Raw genomic sequence first — 18,257 nt, forward strand, 5'->3', positions numbered from 1 at the left:
AAGGTAGCCGTACCGGAAGGTGCGGCTGGATCACCTCCTTTCTAAGGAGCACACGCCCCGACAACCGGCGCCTGTTCGGTTGCGCATGGTGGTGTTCACTAGTGGAATCGTCGATGAAGGCTGTGCCTGGTGCCTGTCTTTCGCTTTAGTACTGCCTCATGCTTTTGGTGTGGGGTGTGGAACGTGGTGGGGATGGGTGTGGGGGATGGTCGTGTGACACACTGTTGAGCTTTGAGGGATCAGCCCGAGTTTTGGGTTGTGAGCTCGATGCCTCCTTCGGTTGCTGCCCTGTAGTTGGGGTGGTGGTGGTTGGTGGGTTGGTTGTTTGTGAACTGGATAGTGGACGCGAGCATCTTGTGTGACACACGTTGTGTGTTGCGCATATTGCAATTAAGTCTTTGTAGTTTTTGTTGAGTGTTTGTGAGACAAGCTATGAAGGGCACATGGTGGATGCCTTGGCATCAAGAGCCGATGAAGGACGTAGGAGCCTGCGATAAGCCCCGGGGAGTTGGCAACCAAGCTGTGATCCGGGGGTGTCCGAATGGGGAAACCCAGCTGGAGTCATGTCCAGTTACCTGCACCTGAATATATAGGGTGTGTGGAGGGAACGCCGGGAAGTGAAACATCTCAGTACCGGTAGGAAGAGAAAACAATAGTGATTCCGAGAGTAGTGGCGAGCGAAATCGGATCAGGCTAAACCTCATGCGTGTGATACCCGGCAGGGGTTGCGTATGGGGGGTTGTGGGACCATTCAGGGTCGTCTGCCGGCGATCCAGACAGTAAGAAACCACAGTTGAAGTCGAATTCCATTGGAAAGTGGAGCCGTAGAGGGTGATAGCCCCGTAGGTGTAAGGCTGTGGCTGTCGAGTGGGATCCCAAGTAACACGGAACCCCTGAAATTCCGTGTGAATCTGGCAGGACCACCTGTTAAGCCTAAATACTCCTTGATGACCGATAGCGGACAAGTACCGTGAGGGAAAGGTGAAAAGTACCCCTGGCGGGGAGTGAAATAGTACCTGAAACCATGTGCCTACAATCCGTGGAGCGAGGTCTTGTATCTTGTGACGGCGTGCCTTTTGAAGAATGAGCCTGCGAGTTTGCGGTGTGTTGCGAGGTTAACCCGTGTGGGGAAGCCGTAGCGAAAGCGAGTCCGAATAGGGCGTTTCAGTAGCGCGCTCAAGACCCGAAGCGAAGTGATCTATCCATGGGCAGGTTGAAGCGCGGGTAAGACCGCGTGGAGGACCGAACCCACTTAGGTTGAAAACTGAGGGGATGACCTGTGGATAGGGGTGAAAGGCCAATCAAACTTCGTGATAGCTGGTTCTCCCCGAAATGCATTTAGGTGCAGCGTCGCGTGTTTCTTGCCGGAGGTAGAGCACTGGATAGCTAATGGGCCCTACAAGGTTACTGACGTTAGCCAAACTCCGAATGCCGGTAAGTGAGAGCGCGGCAGTGAGACTGCGGGGGATAAGCTCCGTAGTCGAGAGGGAAACAGCCCAGACCATCAGCTAAGGCCCCTAAGCGGTGACTAAGTGGAAAAGGATGTGGAGTCGCAGTGACAACCAGGAGGTTGGCTTGGAAGCAGCCACCCTTGAAAGAGTGCGTAATAGCTCACTGGTCAAGTGATTCCGCGCCGACAATGTAGCGGGGCTCAAGTCATCCGCCGAAGCTATGGCATTCGCACCCACCTTGTGTGGAGAGCCCGAAAGGGTGTGTGGATGGGTAGGGGAGCGTCGTGTCGCGGGTGAAGCCGCAGAGTGATCTAGTGGTGGATGCGACACGAGTGAGAATGCAGGCATGAGTAGCGAATCAGGAGTGAGAAACTCCTGCGCCGAATGATCAAGGGTTCCAGGGTCAAGCTAATCTGCCCTGGGTAAGTCGGGACCTAAGGCGAGGCCGACAGGCGTAGTCGATGGACAACGGGTTGATATTCCCGTACCGGCAAAGTAGCGCCCATGACGAACCTGGTGATGCTAACCATCTGAAACCGCAGTTATCGACTCCTTCGGGAGAAGAGGCTGCGGCGTAGCGTGGGACCCGAACTGGTAGTAGTCAAGCGATGGGGTGACGCAGGAAGGTAGTCGAACCGTACCGATGGTTGTGTACGGCCAAGCATGTAGGGAGCCGCCTAGGCAAATCCGGGTGGCTGACTTTGATGTCGATCCTGAGGTGTGATGGGGACCCAATTGGGGAAGTCGGTGATCCTATGCTGTCGAGAAAAACCTCTAGCGAGCTATGCGCCGCCCGTACCCCAAACCGACTCAGGTGATCAGGTAGAGAATACCAAGGCGATCGAGCGAACCACGGTTAAGGAACTCGGCAAAATGCCCCCGTAACTTCGGGAGAAGGGGGGCCCGGATCGTGTACCCACTTGCTGGGGAAGCGTGAAGGGCCGCAGAGACCAGGCCCAAGCGACTGTTTACTAAAAACACAGGTCCGTGCTAAGTCGTAAGACGATGTATACGGACTGACTCCTGCCCGGTGCTGGAAGGTTAAGGGGACCGGTTAGAACGCAAGTTCGAAGCTGAGAACTTAAGCCCCAGTAAACGGCGGTGGTAACTATAACCATCCTAAGGTAGCGAAATTCCTTGTCGGGTAAGTTCCGACCTGCACGAATGGAGTAACGACTTGGGCGCTGTCTCAACCGTGGACTCGGCGAAATTGCACTACGAGTAAAGATGCTCGTTACGCGCGGCAGGACGGAAAGACCCCGGGACCTTTACTATAGTTTGGTATTGGTGTTTGGTTCGGCTTGTGTAGGATAGGTGGGAGACTGTGAAGTGGCCACGCCAGTGGTTGTGGAGTCATCGTTGAAATACCACTCTGGTCGTACTAGATGTCTAACCTAGGTCCGTAATCCGGATCAGGGACAGTGCCTGATGGGTAGTTTAACTGGGGCGGTTGCCTCCTAAAATGTAACGGAGGCGCTCAAAGGTTCCCTCAGCCTGGTTGGCAATCAGGTGTTGAGTGTAAGTGCACAAGGGAGCTTGACTGTGAGACAGACATGTCGAGCAGGGACGAAAGTCGGAACTAGTGATCCGGCGTCGGCATGTGGAAGCGGCGTCGCTCAACGGATAAAAGGTACCCCGGGGATAACAGGCTGATCTTCCCCAAGAGTCCATATCGACGGGATGGTTTGGCACCTCGATGTCGGCTCGTCGCATCCTGGGGCTGGAGCAGGTCCCAAGGGTTGGGCTGTTCGCCCATTAAAGCGGCACGCGAGCTGGGTTTAGAACGTCGTGAGACAGTTCGGTCCCTATCCGCCGCGCGCGCAGGAAACTTGAGAAAGGCTGTCCCTAGTACGAGAGGACCGGGATGGACGAACCTCTGGTGTGCCAGTTGTCCCGCCAGGGGCACGGCTGGTTGGCTACGTTCGGAAGTGATAACCGCTGAATGCATCTAAGCGGGAAGCACGTTTCAAGATGAGGTTTCCCACCCGGTTAACGGGGTAAGGCCCCCAGCAGAACACTGGGTTGATAGGCCGGAGGTGTACAGCAGCAATGCCTAGCCGACCGGTACTAATAGGCCGAGGGCTTGTCTTACACTCACTTTACTGAAACTATCAAGACAACCGCGCAATTGATCGCGTCCACGATCCAACACAACACCACATGCACAACATGTGAATAGTGGCTTGGCTCCCCAGATACACACCCCAACTTTTTTGCGGCGGGTGTTGATGGGTGGAGTCGATAGAGTTACGGCGGCCATAGCGAAAGGGAAACACCCGGTCCCATCCCGAACCCGGAAGTTAAGCCTTTCAGCGCCGATGGTACTGCAACCGAGAGGTTGTGGGAGAGTAGGACGCCGCCGGACAATAATTCACAGAACGGGTCGCACCCCACGGGGTGCGACCCGTTCTGGCATTTCGCTATTTCGTCGCGCGCCGGACGTGCAGTGGCATGGTGCAGGGCGCGCGGGTCACCGGTGAGGCGTCCTGTCCCACGACGATGTGAGGTCACCATGTTCACGCTCCGCCGTACGACCGCCGCCCTGGGCGCCAGCGTCCTGCTCGCGGTGCCCCTGAGCATTGTCGGCACGCCGCCCGCGCACGCGGCAGATCGGGAGTTCCGCTGCGCCGGCGCCGACGTCGACTTCGAGGTCGACAAGGACGGCCGCCGCTTCGAGGTCGACGTCAGCATCGACACCACCCGCAACGCCCGCTGGCGGGTCACCCTGCGCCAGAACGGCAGGGTCTTCCACAACCGGCTGCACCGTGCGGACCGCGACGGCGACATCGACGTCGACCTGCGACGCCGCGACACGCGCGGGGCTGACGTGTTCAAGCTGCGGGTGAAGAAGGTAGGCGGTCCGGCCGCGTGCACCAGCCGGATCCGGCTGCGCTGATCACCGCCCCGCGGTCGACACCCTCAGATGGGCGTCCATGAGCTGAGCCGCGCCGACGCGCGTCGTATCGCGGTGTCGGCTCAGCTTGCCGCGCGCCCGCGGCCCACGGACCTCGAGGAGGTGGTGCGCGCTCTGTCCCAGGTGCAGCTGGAGCCGACCGCCGCGATCGCGCCCAGCGCGGACCTCGTGCTGTGGAGCCGGCTCGGCGCGGCGTACGACCCGGCGGATCTGCGTGACGCGCTCGACGAGCAGCGACTCGTCGAGCTCAGTGGCTTCGTGCGTCCGCCGGAGGACATCGCGCTGTTCCGCGCCGAGATGGCGATCTGGCCGGGGGAGGAGCCGCTGCGGGAGTGGCAGGAAGCCGCCCGCGACTGGGTGCGCGCGAACGACGGGTGCCGGCGCGAGGTGCTCGCCCTGCTGCGCACCGACGGACCGCTGCCGGCCAGCGACCTCCCGGACACCTGTGTGCGACCGTGGCGCTCGAGCGGGTGGAACGCCGATCGCAACCTGCGGATGCTGCTGGAGGTCCTCGGGCGCCGTGGTGAGGTCGCGGTGGCCGGGCGGCGCGGCCGGGAACGGATCTGGGATCTCGCCGAGCGTGTCTACCCCGACGATCCGGTGCCACCGCTCGCGGAGGCGCGCCGGCTCCGCGCCGAGCGTCGGTTGCGCTCGGTGGGCATCGCGCGGCCGCGGGGGCCGCAGGACCCGGGTGAGCCGCTCGACCTGAGGGAGGCCGGGGAGCCCGCCGTGATCGCGGGGGTCCGCGGCGCCTGGCGGGTCGACCCCGCTCGCCTGGGACAACCGTTCTCGGGGCGCACGGTGCTGCTCTCGCCGTTCGACCGGCTGGTCAAGGACCGCCGGATGCTCGCGGACGTGTTCGGCTTCGACTACCTGCTGGAGATGTACAAGCCGGTGGCTCACAGGCAGTGGGGCTACTACGCGCTGCCGGTGCTGCACGGCGACCGGCTCGTCGGCAAGCTCGACGCGCACGCCGACCGGGATGCCGGTGTGCTGCGGGTGGCCGCACTGCACCTCGACGTCGAGCTCGGCGCGGCGGCGCGCGCATCCGTCGACCGGGAGATCGCTGCTCTGGCGTCCTGGCTGGATCTGGAGGTCGAGTGCGCGGACTGACCAGCGGCTGCTCGGCTGCGGGGCGATAGGTTGCCCTGCGTGCCCGAGACCTCCAACGACGACCACGTCGTCGCCCTCAACCACGTCGGCGTGAGCGTCGCCGACCTGGCCGTGGCCCGCACCTTCTGGATCGACGGCCTGGGGGCGCTCGAGCACGGCGCCTTCGGCTGGGGTGTCGGTACGACGCCCGCCGACGAGTCCCTCGCCACCGCCGGGACGGCCGCTGAGGTGGTGCTGCTGCGCACCGACGCGGCGTTCCTCGAGCTGTTCGCGTTCTCGGCGCCCGCCCCCGCGGCGCGGCCCGCCGGCGCGCCCGGGGTGACCGCGCTGACCTGGGCGGTGGCCGACGTCGAGGCGACCCGTGCTCGGCTGCGAGCTCTCGGGGCCGGCACCGTGCCCGCCGACGAGAGCGCGCCCGTGCGCTGCCCCGACGGCACCGAGGTGGTCCTGCGGCAGGCCGGCGACGGCCCGCACGGCCTCGTCGGCGTAGGCGTGGCGGTGGCGGACCCGGCCCGGCACCCGCTCCCGGCGGTCCCGGGCCCGGTCGCGGTCGAGGTGGTCGGAGGCGCTCGCACGGCACCCGCGCGGCCGGTCGACCTCGGCGTCAACCACGTCTGTCTCGACGTCGCCGGCATCGCCGCACTGCGCGCGCGCCTCGACGGCGTGGGCTGGCACCACGAGGTCACCGAGTCCAGCGGGGGCATCGCGGCGGTCTGCTACGGCACGACCACGGACGGGCTCCTCGTCGAGCTGCTCGAGAGCCGGTCGCCCGAGGCGTTCCTGGCCCGGTGCAAGCTGGTGCACCCGTGAGCGCGCTGCGCCCCGAGCGGGTGCTCGTCGTGGCCGCCACCCGCGAGGAGGCGGCGTACCTGCCCGCGGGGACGCCGCTGGTCGTCACCGGCATCGGCAAGACCCTGGCCGCGGTCGCGACCACCCGTGCGCTGCACGAGCGCGCCGGCGAGGCGGACCTGGTGGTCAACCTCGGCACCGCCGGCGCGCTGCGCCCCGGCCTGGTCGGGCTGCACCGTCCGAGCATCGTGCTCAACCACGACCTCTCTGCAGCCGCAGTCCGCGCCCTCGGGCACGATCCGCACGATCGCCTCGAGCTCGACCGCGGCGACGAGACGGTGCTGGCGACGGGCGACGCCTTCGTCAGCGAGCCGAGCGTGCGCGACCGGCTCGCCGCCCGGGCGCACCTCGTCGACATGGAGGGGTACGCCGTGGCGTGGGCGTGCCGCGCGGCCGGGGTCCCGGTGCTGATGCTCAAGCACGTCTCCGACGCCGCCGACGCCTCCGCGCTGGACTGGCCGAGCGTCGTCGACGCGAGTGCGCGGGTGCTCGCGGCGGCGCTGGCCGAGGTCCTCGCGGACCCGACCGGCGCCACCGGCGGAGCTCAGCCGGGCTGACCCGCCCGGTCGGTGTCCAGGCCCGCGTGTGCCGCCGCGGTGGCGGCTTCCGCGTCGGCGGCGGCGGTGGCCGCCGCTGCGGCCGTCGCGGCGTCCAGGGCACGGCGTACCGGCCGCTGACCGAGCAGCGCGAGCAGGACCGCGGCGACGGTGGCCGCCACCGTCACCACGAAGGCGGCGCCGTACCCGTCGGCGTCGGCGGCCCGACCGGCCAGCCCGGAGCCGAGGGCGTAGCCGACCCCGGTGGCGCCGCCGAGCAGGGTCATCGCCATCCCGACGCGGGACATCGGGACGAGCCGCTCGCCGAGGGTGAAGACGCTGATCATGTAGGGCGCGACCGCGAACCCGAGCAGCAGCACGACCGCCACCAGCGCGCCGATCGAGTCGACCCCGAGCAGCGGCGTCGAAAGCACCACCAGGCCGGCGGCGAAGGCGAGCACGCGGCGCTCCAGCCCGAACCGCTCGGGCAGCGCGACCGTGGCCAGGCCGGCCAGCACGCTGCCGATGCCGAGGACGGCGTGCACCAGGCCGGCGACCTCCGGGTGCCCGGCCTGGTCGGTCAGCGCGGTGGTGCCGGTCTGCACGGACCCGAACAGCACGCCGACGAACATCTGGGCGAGCAGCAGACCGCCGAGCAGCGGCGTGAACAGCCGGCCACCGGCCTGGACCAGGCCCGTGGCCGCGCGGCCCGTGAGTCGGGCGGTCGGGTGCAGGGCGAACGCGGTACCGAACACCAGCAGCATCACCGAGGCGGTGAGCAGCGCCCCGCCGGGGGAGGCCACCGCCACCAGGCCACCGACGAGCGCCGGGCCCAGGACGAACGCCGCCTCGTCTGCCGCTCCCTCATAGGAGAACGCCGCCGACATCAGCCGGCCCTGGGACGTGCCCGTCGGCGAGGTGATCGGCCGCCAGCGCACCCGCGCCAGCGGGCCGACCTGGGGGATGAAGAAGCCGGCGGCGGCCGCGGCGGCGACCAGCGCGCCGTCGGCGACCTCGGCGTCGGTGAGCAGGACCAGTGCGGCCAGGCCGACGGCGCCGAGGACCGACTGCACCAGCACCACCGGGCGCTGGCCGATCCGGTCGGCGATCCCGCCGGCGAGCGGGGAGCCGACGGCGTTGGCGACCGCGAGCGCGCCGGCGGCCGCGCCGCCGGTGCCGTAGGAGTCGGTGGCGGTGGCGACCAGGAGCAGCGTGCCGATCTGGCTCATGCTCATCGGCAGCCGGCCGAGGAAGGCGACCGCGACGTAGAGCGAGCCGGTCAGGCCGAAGAGTCGTCGGTAGGTGGCGAGGGGGGACACGTGTGGGGAGTTCCTTCAGGGTCGTTCGGACAGCGCGCCGAACCCACCACCAAGACGCGCGGAACCCTGTACCGGTTCCAGATCATATCGAGCCGCCCCAGCCGGGCGTAGTCGTCGGCGCCACCCACGGCAGACTTGGTGTCATGCCGCTCGGGTCTCGCATCTTCTCCTCCCTGCTCGCCGTGACGATCGGCCTCACCGGTGCCCTGGCCGGTGTGGTCGTGACCGCACCCGCCGCCCGGGCGGCCGATCCGGTGCCCACCGTGCTGACCCTCGAGGCCCCGGCGGCCGCGGCCGGCGAGGTCAGTGACGTGACGGTCTCGCTCGGCACCGGCACCGCGCCGGTGCTCGCCGCCACCGTGGCCCTCGAGCGGCGCGTCGGCGGGTCCTGGCGTCCGCTGACCACCGCGGTGACCGACGACACCGGGCACGCGGTGGTGCCGGTGCGGCTGCGCAGGCGCGCGGCCGACAACGTCGTGCGCGCCACCTGGGCCGGTGACGAGGCCTACGGCCCCGCGAGCGCGACGCTCACCGTCGGGCTGCGCAAGCTCCCCAGCCGCCTGGTGGTCCGCGCGCCCGCCCGGGTGGTCGACGAGAAGCAGGTGCGCGTCGAGGTGCGGTGGCGCGCCGCCGGTCGCCCGGTCGCGGGCCGGGTGCAGGTGCTGCGCCGCGACGCCAGTGGCTCCTGGCGGGCGGTGCGCTGGGTGCGCACCGGCGCGCAGGGCGTGGCGCGCTTCGACGTACGCCCGCGGGTCGACACCGCGTGGAAGGCCAAGGCCCCCGCCGTCGACTGGGCCACCCGTGCGGTCAGCACGGTGCGCCGCATCGACAACGTGCCGCCCGGTACGCCGGTGACCCTGCCCGGCGCGGCGCCGAAGCCGCGCGTGTCGCTGCCGCGCCAGCAGCGCGCGGTCGGCAGCGGGCCGAACGCCGTGGTCAGCACGATCCCCGACGACGTGTGGCGCAGCATGCGGGGGCGCAGCTGGCACCGGGGCTGCCCGGTGGGTCGCAGCGGGCTGCGACTGCTGCGGATCAACTACTGGGGCTACGACGGCTACCGCTACCGCGGCGAGCTGGTCGCGAACGCCGACGCGGTAGCGCGGATGTCGGCGGCCCTCGCCGACATGTACCGCCGCGAGCTGCCGCTGCGCTCGATGTATCGGGTGGACCGCTTCGGCTGGTCCACGCGCCTCCGTGGCGCCGACGACTACGCCTCGATGGTGGCTGGCAACACCTCGGCGTTCAACTGCCGCGACGTGGTCGGGCGCCCCGGCGTCCGCTCCCCGCACTCCTACGGGCGGTCGCTGGACGTCAACCCGTGGGAGAACCCCTTCCGTGCCTCGCACGGGTGGACCCCGAACTCCTGGTGGGTCGCGCGCAGCCACCCCCGCGTGGCCTGGCGCTCGAGCGGCCACCAGGTCGTGGCGCTGATGGCCAGGCACGGCCTGCGCTGGACCTACGGCACCGCTGACGCCCATCACTTCGACGCCGTGCCCGGCGGTGCGTCGGGCCGTGCCCTGACCCCGGCCGAGCTGCACCCGCAGTGCGGCGGCTTGCTGTGCAAGTGAGCAGCGGCTGCGCGTTCTGCGCCATCGTCGCCGGCGAGGCGGCCGCGGACGTGGTGTTGGAGACCGACGACCTGCTCGCCTTCCTCGACCGCCGCCCGGTCTTCAAGGGCCATGTCCTGCTGGTGCCCCGCGCGCACGTCGAGACCCTGCCGGAGCTGCCCGCGGAGCTGCGCGACGGCTTCCTGGCCGCCGCCCAGCAGCTCGCGGCCGCGGTGGTCACCGGCCTCGGTGCCCAGGGCAGCTTCGTCGCGGTCAACAACACCGTGAGCCAGTCGGTGCCGCACCTGCACCTGCACGTCGTGCCGCGCACCAAGGGCGACGGGCTGCGCGGCTTCTTCTGGCCCCGCACCCGCTACGCCGATGCCGACGAGCCCGCGTCGTACGCCGCCCGGTTGCGCGCGGCGCTCGCCGACGGAGTCGGCGGGGACGCCTAGAGTGACCGCGGTCACCAGCACACGCCACGACGAAGGAGTCAGCATGGGTCGTTTCGAGGGACGCGTCGCCGTCATCACCGGCGCCGCTCGCGGCATCGGGTTCGGCACCGCGGCGCGCTTCGCGCAGGAGGGCGCCTCGGTCGCGATCATCGACCTCGACGAGCAGGCCGCCGGTGACGCCGCCGCCCGGCTGGAGCCGGTGGAGGGGGCGCGCGCGATCGGCATCGGCGCCGACGTGAGCGACTCCGCCTCGGTCGCGGCCGCCGTAGGCCGGGTGGTCTCCGAGCTCGGCGGCATCCACGTGCTGGTCAACAACGCCGGCATCACCCGCGACAACCTGCTGTTCAAGATGAGCGAGGACGACTGGGACCTGGTCCTCGGTGTCCACCTCAAGGGTGCGTTCTTGATGACCAAGGCTGCGCAGGAGCACTTCGTCGCCCAGCGCTACGGCAAGGTCCTCAACCTCTCCAGCACCTCGGCTCTCGGCAACCGCGGGCAGGCGAACTACTCCGCCGCCAAGATGGGCGTGCAGGGCTTCACCCGCACCCTGGGCATCGAGCTCGGGCCGTTCGGGATCAACGTCAACGCGATCGCCCCCGGCTTCATCGCCACCGAGATGACCGACGCGACCGCGGCCCGCCTGGGCATCGAGCTCGAGGAGTTCCGCCGGCTCAACGCCGAGGCCAACCCGGTGCGCCGGGTCGGCCAGCCCGAGGACATCGCGGCGGCTGCGGCGTTCCTGTGCAGCGACGAGGCCTCCTACATCACCGGCCAGACGCTGTACGTCGACGGCGGGGCCACCCTGGGCTGAGGTACGGACCACCCCCGCCCCGCGCACCGGGGGAGGGGGCGTGTCGGCGGGCGGGCGGGCGCGCCTACCCTGCAGGTGGGGTCAATCCCCCCAGACTGGGTGAGGCGACGCCGACCCGCTCGCCGCACCCGACGGGTGCACCCTTCCCCTGATGTCGATCCCGAACGGAGCCCTCCCGTGCGCCGTGCCCGCCTCCTGGCTGCCACCGTCCTCGCCTCCAGCCTCGCCCTGACTGCCTGCGGCGGCGGCGACGACCCCGAGTCCGGAGGCGACCAGCAGCAGGCCAAGGCCGAGGTCGCCTCGACCTGGCCGCTCACCGGCCTGCCGGTCGAGGGCGACGACGACGCGAGCCAGGAGCACCCGGTGATGGTCGTCAAGATCGACAACAGCTCCGCGAGCAGCCCCCAGCTCGGCCTGGGCTCCGCCGACCTCGTGGTCGAGGAGCTGGTCGAGGGCGGGATGACCCGCCTGGCCGCGTTCTTCTACTCCGAGCTGCCCGACAAGACCGGCCCGGTGCGCTCCATGCGCGCCAGCGACATCGGCATCGTGGCGCCGAGCGACGGCGTCATGGTCACCAGCGGCGCGGCGCCGGTCACGATCGATCGGATCAAGGACGCCGGCATCGAGTTCTTCGGCGAGGGCAGCCCCGGCATCAGCCGCGACGACGCGCGCGCCCAGCCCTACAACCTGTTCTCCGACCTCGCCGCCACCGCCAAGGCGGCCAAGGTCGAGGACGAGCGGCCCGACGACTACCTGGAGTGGGGCAGCGCCGAGGACCTCCCGAAGGGGCAGCCGGCGCGCACGATCGCGGCCAGCTTCTCCGGCGGGCACACCACCAACTGGCGCTTCGAGAAGGGCGCCTACGTCAACGAGAACTCCTACGCCGCCGACGGCGACGAGTTCCGCGCCGACACCGTGCTGGTGCTGCGGGTGAAGGTCGGCGACGCCGGCTACCTCGACCCGGCGAACAACCCGGTGCCCGAGACCAAGCTGACCGGCACCGGCGAGGCGCTGCTCTTCCACGACGGGCGCCTGGTCCGCGGCACCTGGACCAAGGACGGCCTCGACGCGCCGATCACCCTGTCCACCCAGGCCGGCGACCTCACCGTCCCGGCCGGGCACACCTGGCTCGAGCTGGTCCCGCAGGACGGCGGAGACGTCACCTTCGGGAAGTGACAGCGGCGCCCCGGCCGCGGGCCGGGGCGCTCACGCCTCCGGCGTCGGCGTACGCGGCGGGGTCGAGGTGGGCAGGTCCACGCCCGCGCTCGCGAGGGACTGGAAGCCCATCAGGATGAACGTGATCGCGGTCTCCACCCGCTGCGCGGCGGCGACCGGGTCGGGGTCGGTGCTGACCGTCTCACCGGCGGTCGACATCGCGCCGAAGAAGATCCGCGCGAAGGTCTGGAGCATGTCCTCGTCGAGCTCCCAGGTGCCGGCCTCGACCACCGAGCGCACGATCTCCAGCACGTTGGCGAAGGTCGAGCGTTCCTCCTGCTCGCGGTAGCGCTCGTAGCCCAGGACCGCGGGGCCCTCCTGGATCACGATCCGGCGGTAGGCGGGCTCCTGGACGACCTCGAGGAACGCCCCGAGCCCCGCCCGCGCCTTGTCCCACGGGTCGCGGTGCCCGCGCAGGGCCTTCTGGATCGTCTTCGACGCCGAGGTCTCGACGCCCTCGAAGACCGCCTCGAACAGCGCCTGCTTGCCGGTGAAGTGGTGGTAGAGCGCCCCCTTGGTCACCCGGGCACCCGCCACGATCGCGTCCAGCGAGGTGGCGGCGTACCCCTGCTCGGTGAACAGCTGCGCCGCGACCTCGACCAGCGCCCGCTTGGTCGAGGCGGAGTACTGCTGGCGCCGACTCGCCCCGGAGGCGCCGGGGACCTTCGGGACGAGCCTGGCGACGGGAGACTTCGGCATCCCGCCAGCATATGACCTACCGCGGGTACGGCGGGCGGCTCCGGTCGCGGGGGCCCGGCCTCGCAGGGGGGTGCAAGATGGAGGCATGGCAGCGGAACGAAGGATGCCGGGCACGGAGCCGGGGGCCGGCATGCTGCTGGTCGCGAGCCCCGAGCTGCTCGACCCGAACTTCGCCGAGACCGTCGTGCTGCTGCTCGACGTGGACACCGACGGCGCGCTCGGCGTCGTCTTGAACCGCCCCTCCCCGGTGCCCGTCGCCGACGTCCTGCCGGAGTGGTCGGCGGCCGTCGCGGAGCCCGAGCTGCTCTTCGAGGGCGGCCCGGTCGGGCCCGACGGCGCCCTCGCGCTGGCGCTCAGCGGCGGCACCGGCGACGACGCACCGGTCGGGTTCCAGCCCGTGCTCGGGGCGCTCGGGATGGTCGACCTCGACGCGCCGGTCGAGCTCGTGCGCGACCAGCTGCGCGAGCTGCGGATCTTCGCCGGGTACGCCGGCTGGGGCGCGGCGCAGCTGGCGGCGGAGATCGCCGAGGGCAGCTGGTACGTCGTCCCGGCCCGCGCCGACGACATCTTCCGCACCGACCCGACCCAGCTGTGGCGCGACGTCCTGCGGCGCCAGCCGGGGGAGCTCGCGTGGGTCTCGACACGCCCGGTGGACGCCGGGCTCAACTGAGCGGCGCCAGGTGGCCGCGCCGGCCTGGAGAGACCGGGCGCGGCGCATCGGCGGATGAGACCAGCCGGGATCCCTGTCGTACCCTTGCCAGGTGAGCACCATCGGATTCGGGACCGGCACAGCCGTCGACGAGCGGGTACGCGAGGACCGTTCCACGCTCCCCACCGACGGGGGTGACCACGAGCGCTTCTCGCACTACGTCGACAAGGACAAGCTCACCGAGGCGATGGTGATGGGCACGCCCGTCGTCGCCCTGTGCGGCAAGGTGTGGGTCCCCAGTCGGGCACCGGAGAAGTTCCCGGTGTGCCCGGACTGCAAGGAGGTCTGGGAGGAGCTCAACGACGACGAGGGCAAGGAGTGACCGGGGCGTCCGACGCCGCCGACCTTCAGCCCAACGCCCTCACCCCGGCCTGGCCGGAGCGAGCCGCGTGGGGTACCGCGCCGTCCCTGCGCGCCTGGCAGGCGGCTGCCATGCAGAAGTACTTCACCGAGCACCCGCGTGACTTCCTCGCCGTGGCGACGCCCGGTGCCGGCAAGACCACGTTCGCGCTCTCGGTGGCCTCCGAGCTGCTCGGGCGCCGGATCGTGGACCGCATCATCGTGGTCGCGCCGACCGAGCACCTGAAGACCCAGTGGGCCGAGGCCGCCTCCCGGGCCGGCATCCCGATCGACCCGACGTACTCCGCGGGCAAGGGCAAGACCTCCGGCGACTACGTCGGCGTCGCAGTGACCTACGCCGGCGTCGCGGTCAACCCGCTGGCCATGCGGATCCGCGCCGAGCGGTTCAAGACCCTGGTGATCCTCGACGAGGTCCACCACGCCGGTGACGCGTTGAGCTGGGGCGAGGGCGTCCGCGAGGCCTTCGAGCCGGCCACCCGCCGCCTGGCGCTGACCGGTACGCCGTTCCGATCCGACATCAACCCGATCCCGTTCGTCACCTACGCCCCGGGCCCCGACGGCGTCGCGCGCTCGGTGGCGGACTACACCTACGGCTACGGCGACGCGCTGGCCGACCACGTGGTGCGTCCGGTGCTGTTCATGGCCTACTCGGGCGAGATGTCGTGGCGCACCAGCGCCGGCGACGAGATCGCCGCCCGGCTCGGCGAGCCGCTGACCAAGGACCTCACCAACCAGGCGCTGCGCACCGCGCTGGACCCGCAGGGCTCCTGGATCCCCTCGGTGCTCGCGGCCGCCGACAAGCGCCTCTCGGAGGTGCGCCGCCACGTCCCCGACGCCGGCGGCCTGGTGATCGCCACCGACCAGGACGCCGCCCGCTCCTACGCCAAGACCCTGCGCCAGATCACCGGCGAGTCCGCGACCGTCGTGCTCTCGGATGAGAAGGCCGCGTCGAAGAAGATCGGCGAGTTCTCCAAGTCCGACAGCCGCTGGATGGTCGCGGTGCGGATGGTCTCCGAGGGCGTCGACGTCCCGCGCCTCTCCGTCGGCGTCTACGCCACGACCACCTCCACGCCGCTGTTCTTCGCCCAGGCCGTCGGTCGCTTCGTGCGCTCGCGCTCGCGCGGCGAGACCGCCTCGGTGTTCCTGCCCAGCGTGCCCAACCTGCTCACCTTCGCCTCCGAGATGGAGGTGACCCGCGACCACGTGCTGCAGAAGAAGGTGCGCACCGAGGACGACATCTTCTCCCCCGAGGAGCGGCTCCTCGAGGCGGCCAACGCCTCCGAGTCGGCCTCCTCGGACCTGCTCGCCTCCTTCGAGGCACTGGGCTCGGAGGCCCGCTTCGACCGGGTGCTCTTCGACGGTGGCGAGTTCGGCCACGCCGGCGAGGTGCAGGTCGGCTCGGATGAGGAGATGGACTTCCTCGGCATCCCCGGCCTGCTCGAGGCCGACCAGATGCGCGACCTGCTTCGCCAGCGCCAGAGCGACCGGGCCCGCAAGCAGAAGTCCGCGCTGGCCTCCCGCGTGGACGAGGCCAAGAAGGCCTCCGAGGACCTGACGGAGGTCGCCACCCACGAGCAGCTGGCGGTGCTGCGCCGCGAGCTCAACGGGCTGGTCGCCGCCTGGTACCACCGCACCGGCACCCCGCACGGCATGACCCACGCCAAGCTCCGCAAGGAGTGCGGCGGCCCCGCCGCCGCCGTCGCCAACGCCGAGCAGCTGCGCGCCCGCATCGACCGGGTGCGCGACTGGGCGGCGCGCAAGTCGTCCTGATCCGGCTCAGGCCGGGTCCACCGCCGCGCGCACGAGCGGCAGCACCCGGTAGGGGACCTGGGTCGCCAGCGCGATCACGGTCGCGGAGCGGACGATCGCGGGGTGCGCCAGCACCGCATCGATGACCCGCTGCAGGTCGGCGTTGGAGCGGGCCACCACCCGCACCCACAGGTCGCCGGCGCCGGTGATCGTGTGCGCCTCCAGCACCTCCGCGATCGCGGCCAGGTGGGCGCCGACGGCGTCGTGGCCGCCGGCGTCGGGTGACTGGCGGATCTCCAGGGTCAGGAACGCCGACACCGGGTGGCCCAGCGCCGCGGGGGAGACCTCGGGTCCCCACCCGGTGACGACCCCGGAGGCCTCCAGCCGGTCCAGGCGCGCCTGCACCGTGCCGCGGGCGACCCCGAGGCGGCGGGAGGCCTCCAGCACCCCGACGCGCGGCTCGGCGGCGAACAGCTCGATCAGGCGCCTGTCCAGATCGTCCACGGGCTCCTCCGTCCCGACCGCCCCGGCTGGGCAGTCTGTTCAGTGCTTCGCGCCACGGTTGCACAACCTGTAGCCTAGGTCACACGCTGCGACCATGACCCTCACGCCCGACGAGATCAAGGCCGACCTGACCCTCGAGCAGCTGCGCCAGCTGGTGGGGCTGGTGGAGTACGACGCGGAGTCCGACCCGTTCCCCGTCACCGGCATGGACGCGGTCGGGTTCGTCGTGGGCAACGCGACCCAGGCGGCGGCCTGGTACCAGCTCGCGCTCGGCATGGACCTGGAGGCCTACCGCGGCCCGGAGACCGGCTGCCGCGACCACAAGTCCTACGTGCTGCGCTCGGGCAGCGCCCGGTTCGTGCTGTCCGGCGCGGTCTCGCCCGACAGCCCGCTGGTCGAGCACCACCGCCGCCACGGCGACGGGGTCGTCGACCTCGCGCTCGCGGTGCCGGACGTCGACGTCTGCATCGACCACGCCCGCGCATCCGGCGCCACGATCCTCGAGGAGCCGCACGACGTCACCGACGAGCACGGCACGGTGCGCCTGGCCGCGATCGCGACGTACGGCGAGACCCGCCACACCCTGGTGGACCGCTCGCGCTACGCCGGGCCCTACCTGCCCGGCTACGTCGCGCGCACGTCGACGGTGGTGCGCCCGGCGGACCGCCCGGAGCGGCTCTTCCAGGCCGTCGACCACTGTGTCGGCAACGTCGAGCTGGGCCGGATGGACGAGTGGGTCGACTTCTACCGCCGGGTGATGGGCTTCGCCAACATGGCCGAGTTCATCGGCGACGACATCGCCACCGACTACTCCGCCCTGATGAGCAAGGTGGTCGCGAGCGGCAACCACCGGGTGAAGTTCCCGCTCAACGAGCCCGCGATCGCCCAGAAGCGCTCGCAGATCGATGAGTACCTCGAGTTCTACGACGGCGCCGGCTGCCAGCACCTCGCGCTCGCGACCGGCGACATCCTGCGCGCCGTCGACGTGATGCGCGAGCAGGGCGTGGAGTTCCTCAGCACCCCGGACTCCTACTACGACGACCCCGAGCTGCGCGCCCGGATCGGGCAGGTCCGGGTGCCGGTCGAGGAGCTCAAGCGGCGCGGCATCCTCGTGGACCGCGACGAGGACGGCTACCTGCTGCAGATCTTCACCCGGCCGATCGGCGACCGGCCCACGGTCTTCTTCGAGCTCATCGAGCGGCACGGCTCGCTGGGCTTCGGCAAGGGCAACTTCAAGGCGCTCTTCGAGGCGATCGAGCGCGAGCAGGAGCTGCGCGGCAACCTCTGAGGCCGCGCGGGTGATCAGCGCCCCGTCGTACGACGTCCTCAGTCGCGGCGGGCGAGCGCCACGAACAGGTCGCTGCCGACCTCGACCAGCCGGTCCGGGGTGACACCGGGCTCGTCGTGGAGCCAGGAGACCACCAGCTCGGCGAGGCCGGCGACGAAGAACGTCGCGTGCAGCCGCAGCCGGTCCTCGGGCTGGGCGCGCTCGCCCAGGATCGAGCGCGCCTCGTCGGCGACCACGCCGGCGAACCACGCCACCAGCTCGCGGCGCCGGGCGCGCAGCGGGGCGCTCGCGGTGGACTCCAGCACGATCACGCGCGCCTTGGCCGGCTCGGCGACCAGCAGGTCGACCGCGGCCCGCAGCGCGGCCCGGGTGCGGTCCAGCGGCTCGCCCTCGGTGGCCTGGACCGCAGCCACGGCGCTCGCCGCGAGCTCGCGGCAGACCTCGTCGAAGGCGGCCACGAGGGCCTCGTCGCGGTGCTTGAAGCTCTCGTAGAAGTAGCGCTCGGTCAGCCCGGCGGTCTGGCAGATCGCGGTCATGGTGGCCTTGTGCTCACCGTGCTCGCCGAGCAGCGTGGTCGCCGCCGCGACCAGCCGCGCCCGGCGCTCGGCCGCCCGCTCCGCCGCGCTGCGCCCGCCGTAGCTCCTGGTCCCGCCGCCGCCGTCCGTTGCCTGGGTCACAGGAAGACCTTGACATCTCGTGCTGTCGCGTCAAAACTGACAGCGCTCCCTGTCAGATGCC

At 70.0% G+C, this 18,257-nt stretch carries 16 protein-coding genes and 3 rRNA genes (1 of these 19 running past the window's edge); 15 read left to right on the top strand and 4 right to left on the bottom strand.

The features are described 5' to 3' along the window. The 7 genes from GFH29_RS04715 to GFH29_RS04745 all read left to right on the top strand — a co-directional run. Positions 1–41: ribosomal RNA gene (locus GFH29_RS04715) — 16S ribosomal RNA — on the top strand (it extends 1,477 nt beyond the left edge of the window). 382 nt (positions 42–423) lie between these two features. Next, positions 424–3,542: ribosomal RNA gene (locus GFH29_RS04720) — 23S ribosomal RNA — on the top strand. 157 nt (positions 3,543–3,699) lie between these two features. Further along, positions 3,700–3,816, top strand: a 5S ribosomal RNA gene (gene rrf / locus GFH29_RS04725). Together the 16S, 23S and 5S rRNA genes form the textbook arrangement of a ribosomal RNA operon. A 147-nt stretch (positions 3,817–3,963) precedes the next feature. Further along, the gene (locus GFH29_RS04730) at positions 3,964–4,347 is read left to right on the top strand and encodes a hypothetical protein (RefSeq protein ID WP_153322270.1); all 384 of its coding nucleotides are present in this window, start codon (positions 3,964–3,966) and stop codon (positions 4,345–4,347) included. Positions 4,348–4,374: 27 nt separating this feature from the next. Continuing rightward, positions 4,375–5,478, top strand: coding sequence for a DNA glycosylase AlkZ-like family protein (locus GFH29_RS04735; RefSeq protein ID WP_153322271.1), 1,104 nt, complete (start codon positions 4,375–4,377; stop codon positions 5,476–5,478). Between the two features lie 39 nt (positions 5,479–5,517). Further along, positions 5,518–6,288, top strand: a complete 771-nt coding sequence (locus GFH29_RS04740; RefSeq protein WP_153322272.1) for a VOC family protein — start codon at positions 5,518–5,520, stop codon at positions 6,286–6,288. After that, the gene (locus GFH29_RS04745) at positions 6,285–6,884 is read left to right on the top strand and encodes a nucleosidase (RefSeq protein WP_228387768.1); all 600 of its coding nucleotides are present in this window, start codon (positions 6,285–6,287) and stop codon (positions 6,882–6,884) included. Before GFH29_RS04740 ends, GFH29_RS04745 begins: the two co-directional genes overlap by 4 nt. On the opposite strand, the gene GFH29_RS04750 is transcribed toward GFH29_RS04745, so the two are convergent. Continuing rightward, on the bottom strand, positions 6,872–8,182 hold the full coding sequence (locus tag GFH29_RS04750; RefSeq protein ID WP_153322273.1) for an MFS transporter: 1,311 nt from the start codon (positions 8,180–8,182) through the stop codon (positions 6,872–6,874). The two genes, GFH29_RS04745 and GFH29_RS04750, sit on opposite strands and share 13 nt — an antisense overlap. 143 nt (positions 8,183–8,325) lie before the next feature. Between GFH29_RS04750 and GFH29_RS04755 the strand changes: the two genes are divergently transcribed. The 4 genes from GFH29_RS04755 (at position 8,326) to GFH29_RS04770 (ending at position 12,171) form a co-directional block, all read left to right on the top strand. Then, complete coding sequence (locus tag GFH29_RS04755) at positions 8,326–9,750, top strand: M15 family metallopeptidase (RefSeq protein ID WP_153322274.1); 1,425 nt, start codon at positions 8,326–8,328, stop codon at positions 9,748–9,750. Continuing rightward, entirely contained in the window at positions 9,747–10,184 is a 438-nt protein-coding gene (locus GFH29_RS04760; protein WP_153322275.1) for an HIT family protein, read from the top strand. Before GFH29_RS04755 ends, GFH29_RS04760 begins: the two co-directional genes overlap by 4 nt. Positions 10,185–10,227: 43 nt before the next feature. Continuing rightward, positions 10,228–10,995, top strand: a complete 768-nt coding sequence (locus GFH29_RS04765; protein WP_153322276.1) for an SDR family NAD(P)-dependent oxidoreductase — start codon at positions 10,228–10,230, stop codon at positions 10,993–10,995. A gap of 177 nt (positions 10,996–11,172) precedes the next feature. Continuing rightward, positions 11,173–12,171: a DUF3048 domain-containing protein gene (locus GFH29_RS04770; RefSeq protein WP_194289037.1), complete on the top strand. Its 999-nt coding sequence runs from the start codon at positions 11,173–11,175 to the stop codon at positions 12,169–12,171. 30 nt (positions 12,172–12,201) lie between these two features. Here the strand turns inward: GFH29_RS04770 and GFH29_RS04775 are convergent, their stop codons facing one another. Continuing rightward, entirely contained in the window at positions 12,202–12,909 is a 708-nt protein-coding gene (locus tag GFH29_RS04775; RefSeq protein WP_153322278.1) for a TetR/AcrR family transcriptional regulator, read from the bottom strand. Between the two features lie 85 nt (positions 12,910–12,994). On the opposite strand from GFH29_RS04775, the gene GFH29_RS04780 reads away from it, so the two are divergent. The 3 genes from GFH29_RS04780 (at position 12,995) to GFH29_RS04790 (ending at position 15,748) form a co-directional block, all read left to right on the top strand. Next, positions 12,995–13,579 carry a YqgE/AlgH family protein gene (locus tag GFH29_RS04780; RefSeq protein ID WP_228387769.1) on the top strand — a complete coding sequence of 195 codons (585 nt, stop codon included), beginning with the start codon at positions 12,995–12,997 and terminating at the stop codon, positions 13,577–13,579. A gap of 91 nt (positions 13,580–13,670) precedes the next feature. Further along, positions 13,671–13,940 carry a DUF3039 domain-containing protein gene (locus tag GFH29_RS04785; protein WP_153322279.1) on the top strand — a complete coding sequence of 90 codons (270 nt, stop codon included), beginning with the start codon at positions 13,671–13,673 and terminating at the stop codon, positions 13,938–13,940. A gap of 110 nt (positions 13,941–14,050) precedes the next feature. Beyond that, on the top strand, positions 14,051–15,748 hold the full coding sequence (locus GFH29_RS04790) for a DEAD/DEAH box helicase (protein WP_416224780.1): 1,698 nt from the start codon (positions 14,051–14,053) through the stop codon (positions 15,746–15,748). A gap of 6 nt (positions 15,749–15,754) precedes the next feature. Here GFH29_RS04790 and GFH29_RS04795 read toward each other — a convergent pair whose 3' ends face one another. Beyond that, complete coding sequence (locus GFH29_RS04795; RefSeq protein WP_153322281.1) at positions 15,755–16,231, bottom strand: Lrp/AsnC family transcriptional regulator; 477 nt, start codon at positions 16,229–16,231, stop codon at positions 15,755–15,757. 94 nt (positions 16,232–16,325) lie between these two features. Between GFH29_RS04795 and hppD the strand changes: the two genes are divergently transcribed. Beyond that, positions 16,326–17,519 carry a 4-hydroxyphenylpyruvate dioxygenase gene (gene hppD / locus GFH29_RS04800; protein ID WP_153322282.1) on the top strand — a complete coding sequence of 398 codons (1,194 nt, stop codon included), beginning with the start codon at positions 16,326–16,328 and terminating at the stop codon, positions 17,517–17,519. Positions 17,520–17,557: 38 nt separating this feature from the next. On the opposite strand, the gene GFH29_RS04805 is transcribed toward hppD, so the two are convergent. Continuing rightward, entirely contained in the window at positions 17,558–18,196 is a 639-nt protein-coding gene (locus tag GFH29_RS04805; RefSeq protein WP_153322283.1) for a TetR/AcrR family transcriptional regulator, read from the bottom strand. Between the last annotated feature and the right edge of the window lie 61 nt (positions 18,197–18,257).

The sequence above is a fragment of the Nocardioides sp. dk884 genome (assembly GCF_009557055.1).
Taxonomy (GTDB): Bacteria; Actinomycetota; Actinomycetes; order Propionibacteriales; family Nocardioidaceae; genus Nocardioides.

Bases quoted from the DNA above. Each gene is read 5' to 3' on its own strand.
- GFH29_RS04730 (WP_153322270.1), top strand. From the start codon at position 3,964: ATGTTCACGCTCCGCCGTACGACCGCCGCCCTGGGCGCCAGCGTCCTG.
- GFH29_RS04790 (WP_416224780.1), top strand. From the start codon at position 14,051: ATGCAGAAGTACTTCACCGAGCACCCGCGTGACTTCCTCGCCGTGGCG.
- GFH29_RS04735 (WP_153322271.1), top strand. From the start codon at position 4,375: ATGGGCGTCCATGAGCTGAGCCGCGCCGACGCGCGTCGTATCGCGGTG.
- GFH29_RS04755 (WP_153322274.1), top strand. From the start codon at position 8,326: ATGCCGCTCGGGTCTCGCATCTTCTCCTCCCTGCTCGCCGTGACGATC.
- GFH29_RS04775 (WP_153322278.1), bottom strand. From the start codon at position 12,909: ATGCCGAAGTCTCCCGTCGCCAGGCTCGTCCCGAAGGTCCCCGGCGCC.
- GFH29_RS04765 (WP_153322276.1), top strand. From the start codon at position 10,228: ATGGGTCGTTTCGAGGGACGCGTCGCCGTCATCACCGGCGCCGCTCGC.
- hppD (WP_153322282.1), top strand. From the start codon at position 16,326: ATGACCCTCACGCCCGACGAGATCAAGGCCGACCTGACCCTCGAGCAG.
- GFH29_RS04780 (WP_228387769.1), top strand. From the start codon at position 12,995: ATGGCAGCGGAACGAAGGATGCCGGGCACGGAGCCGGGGGCCGGCATG.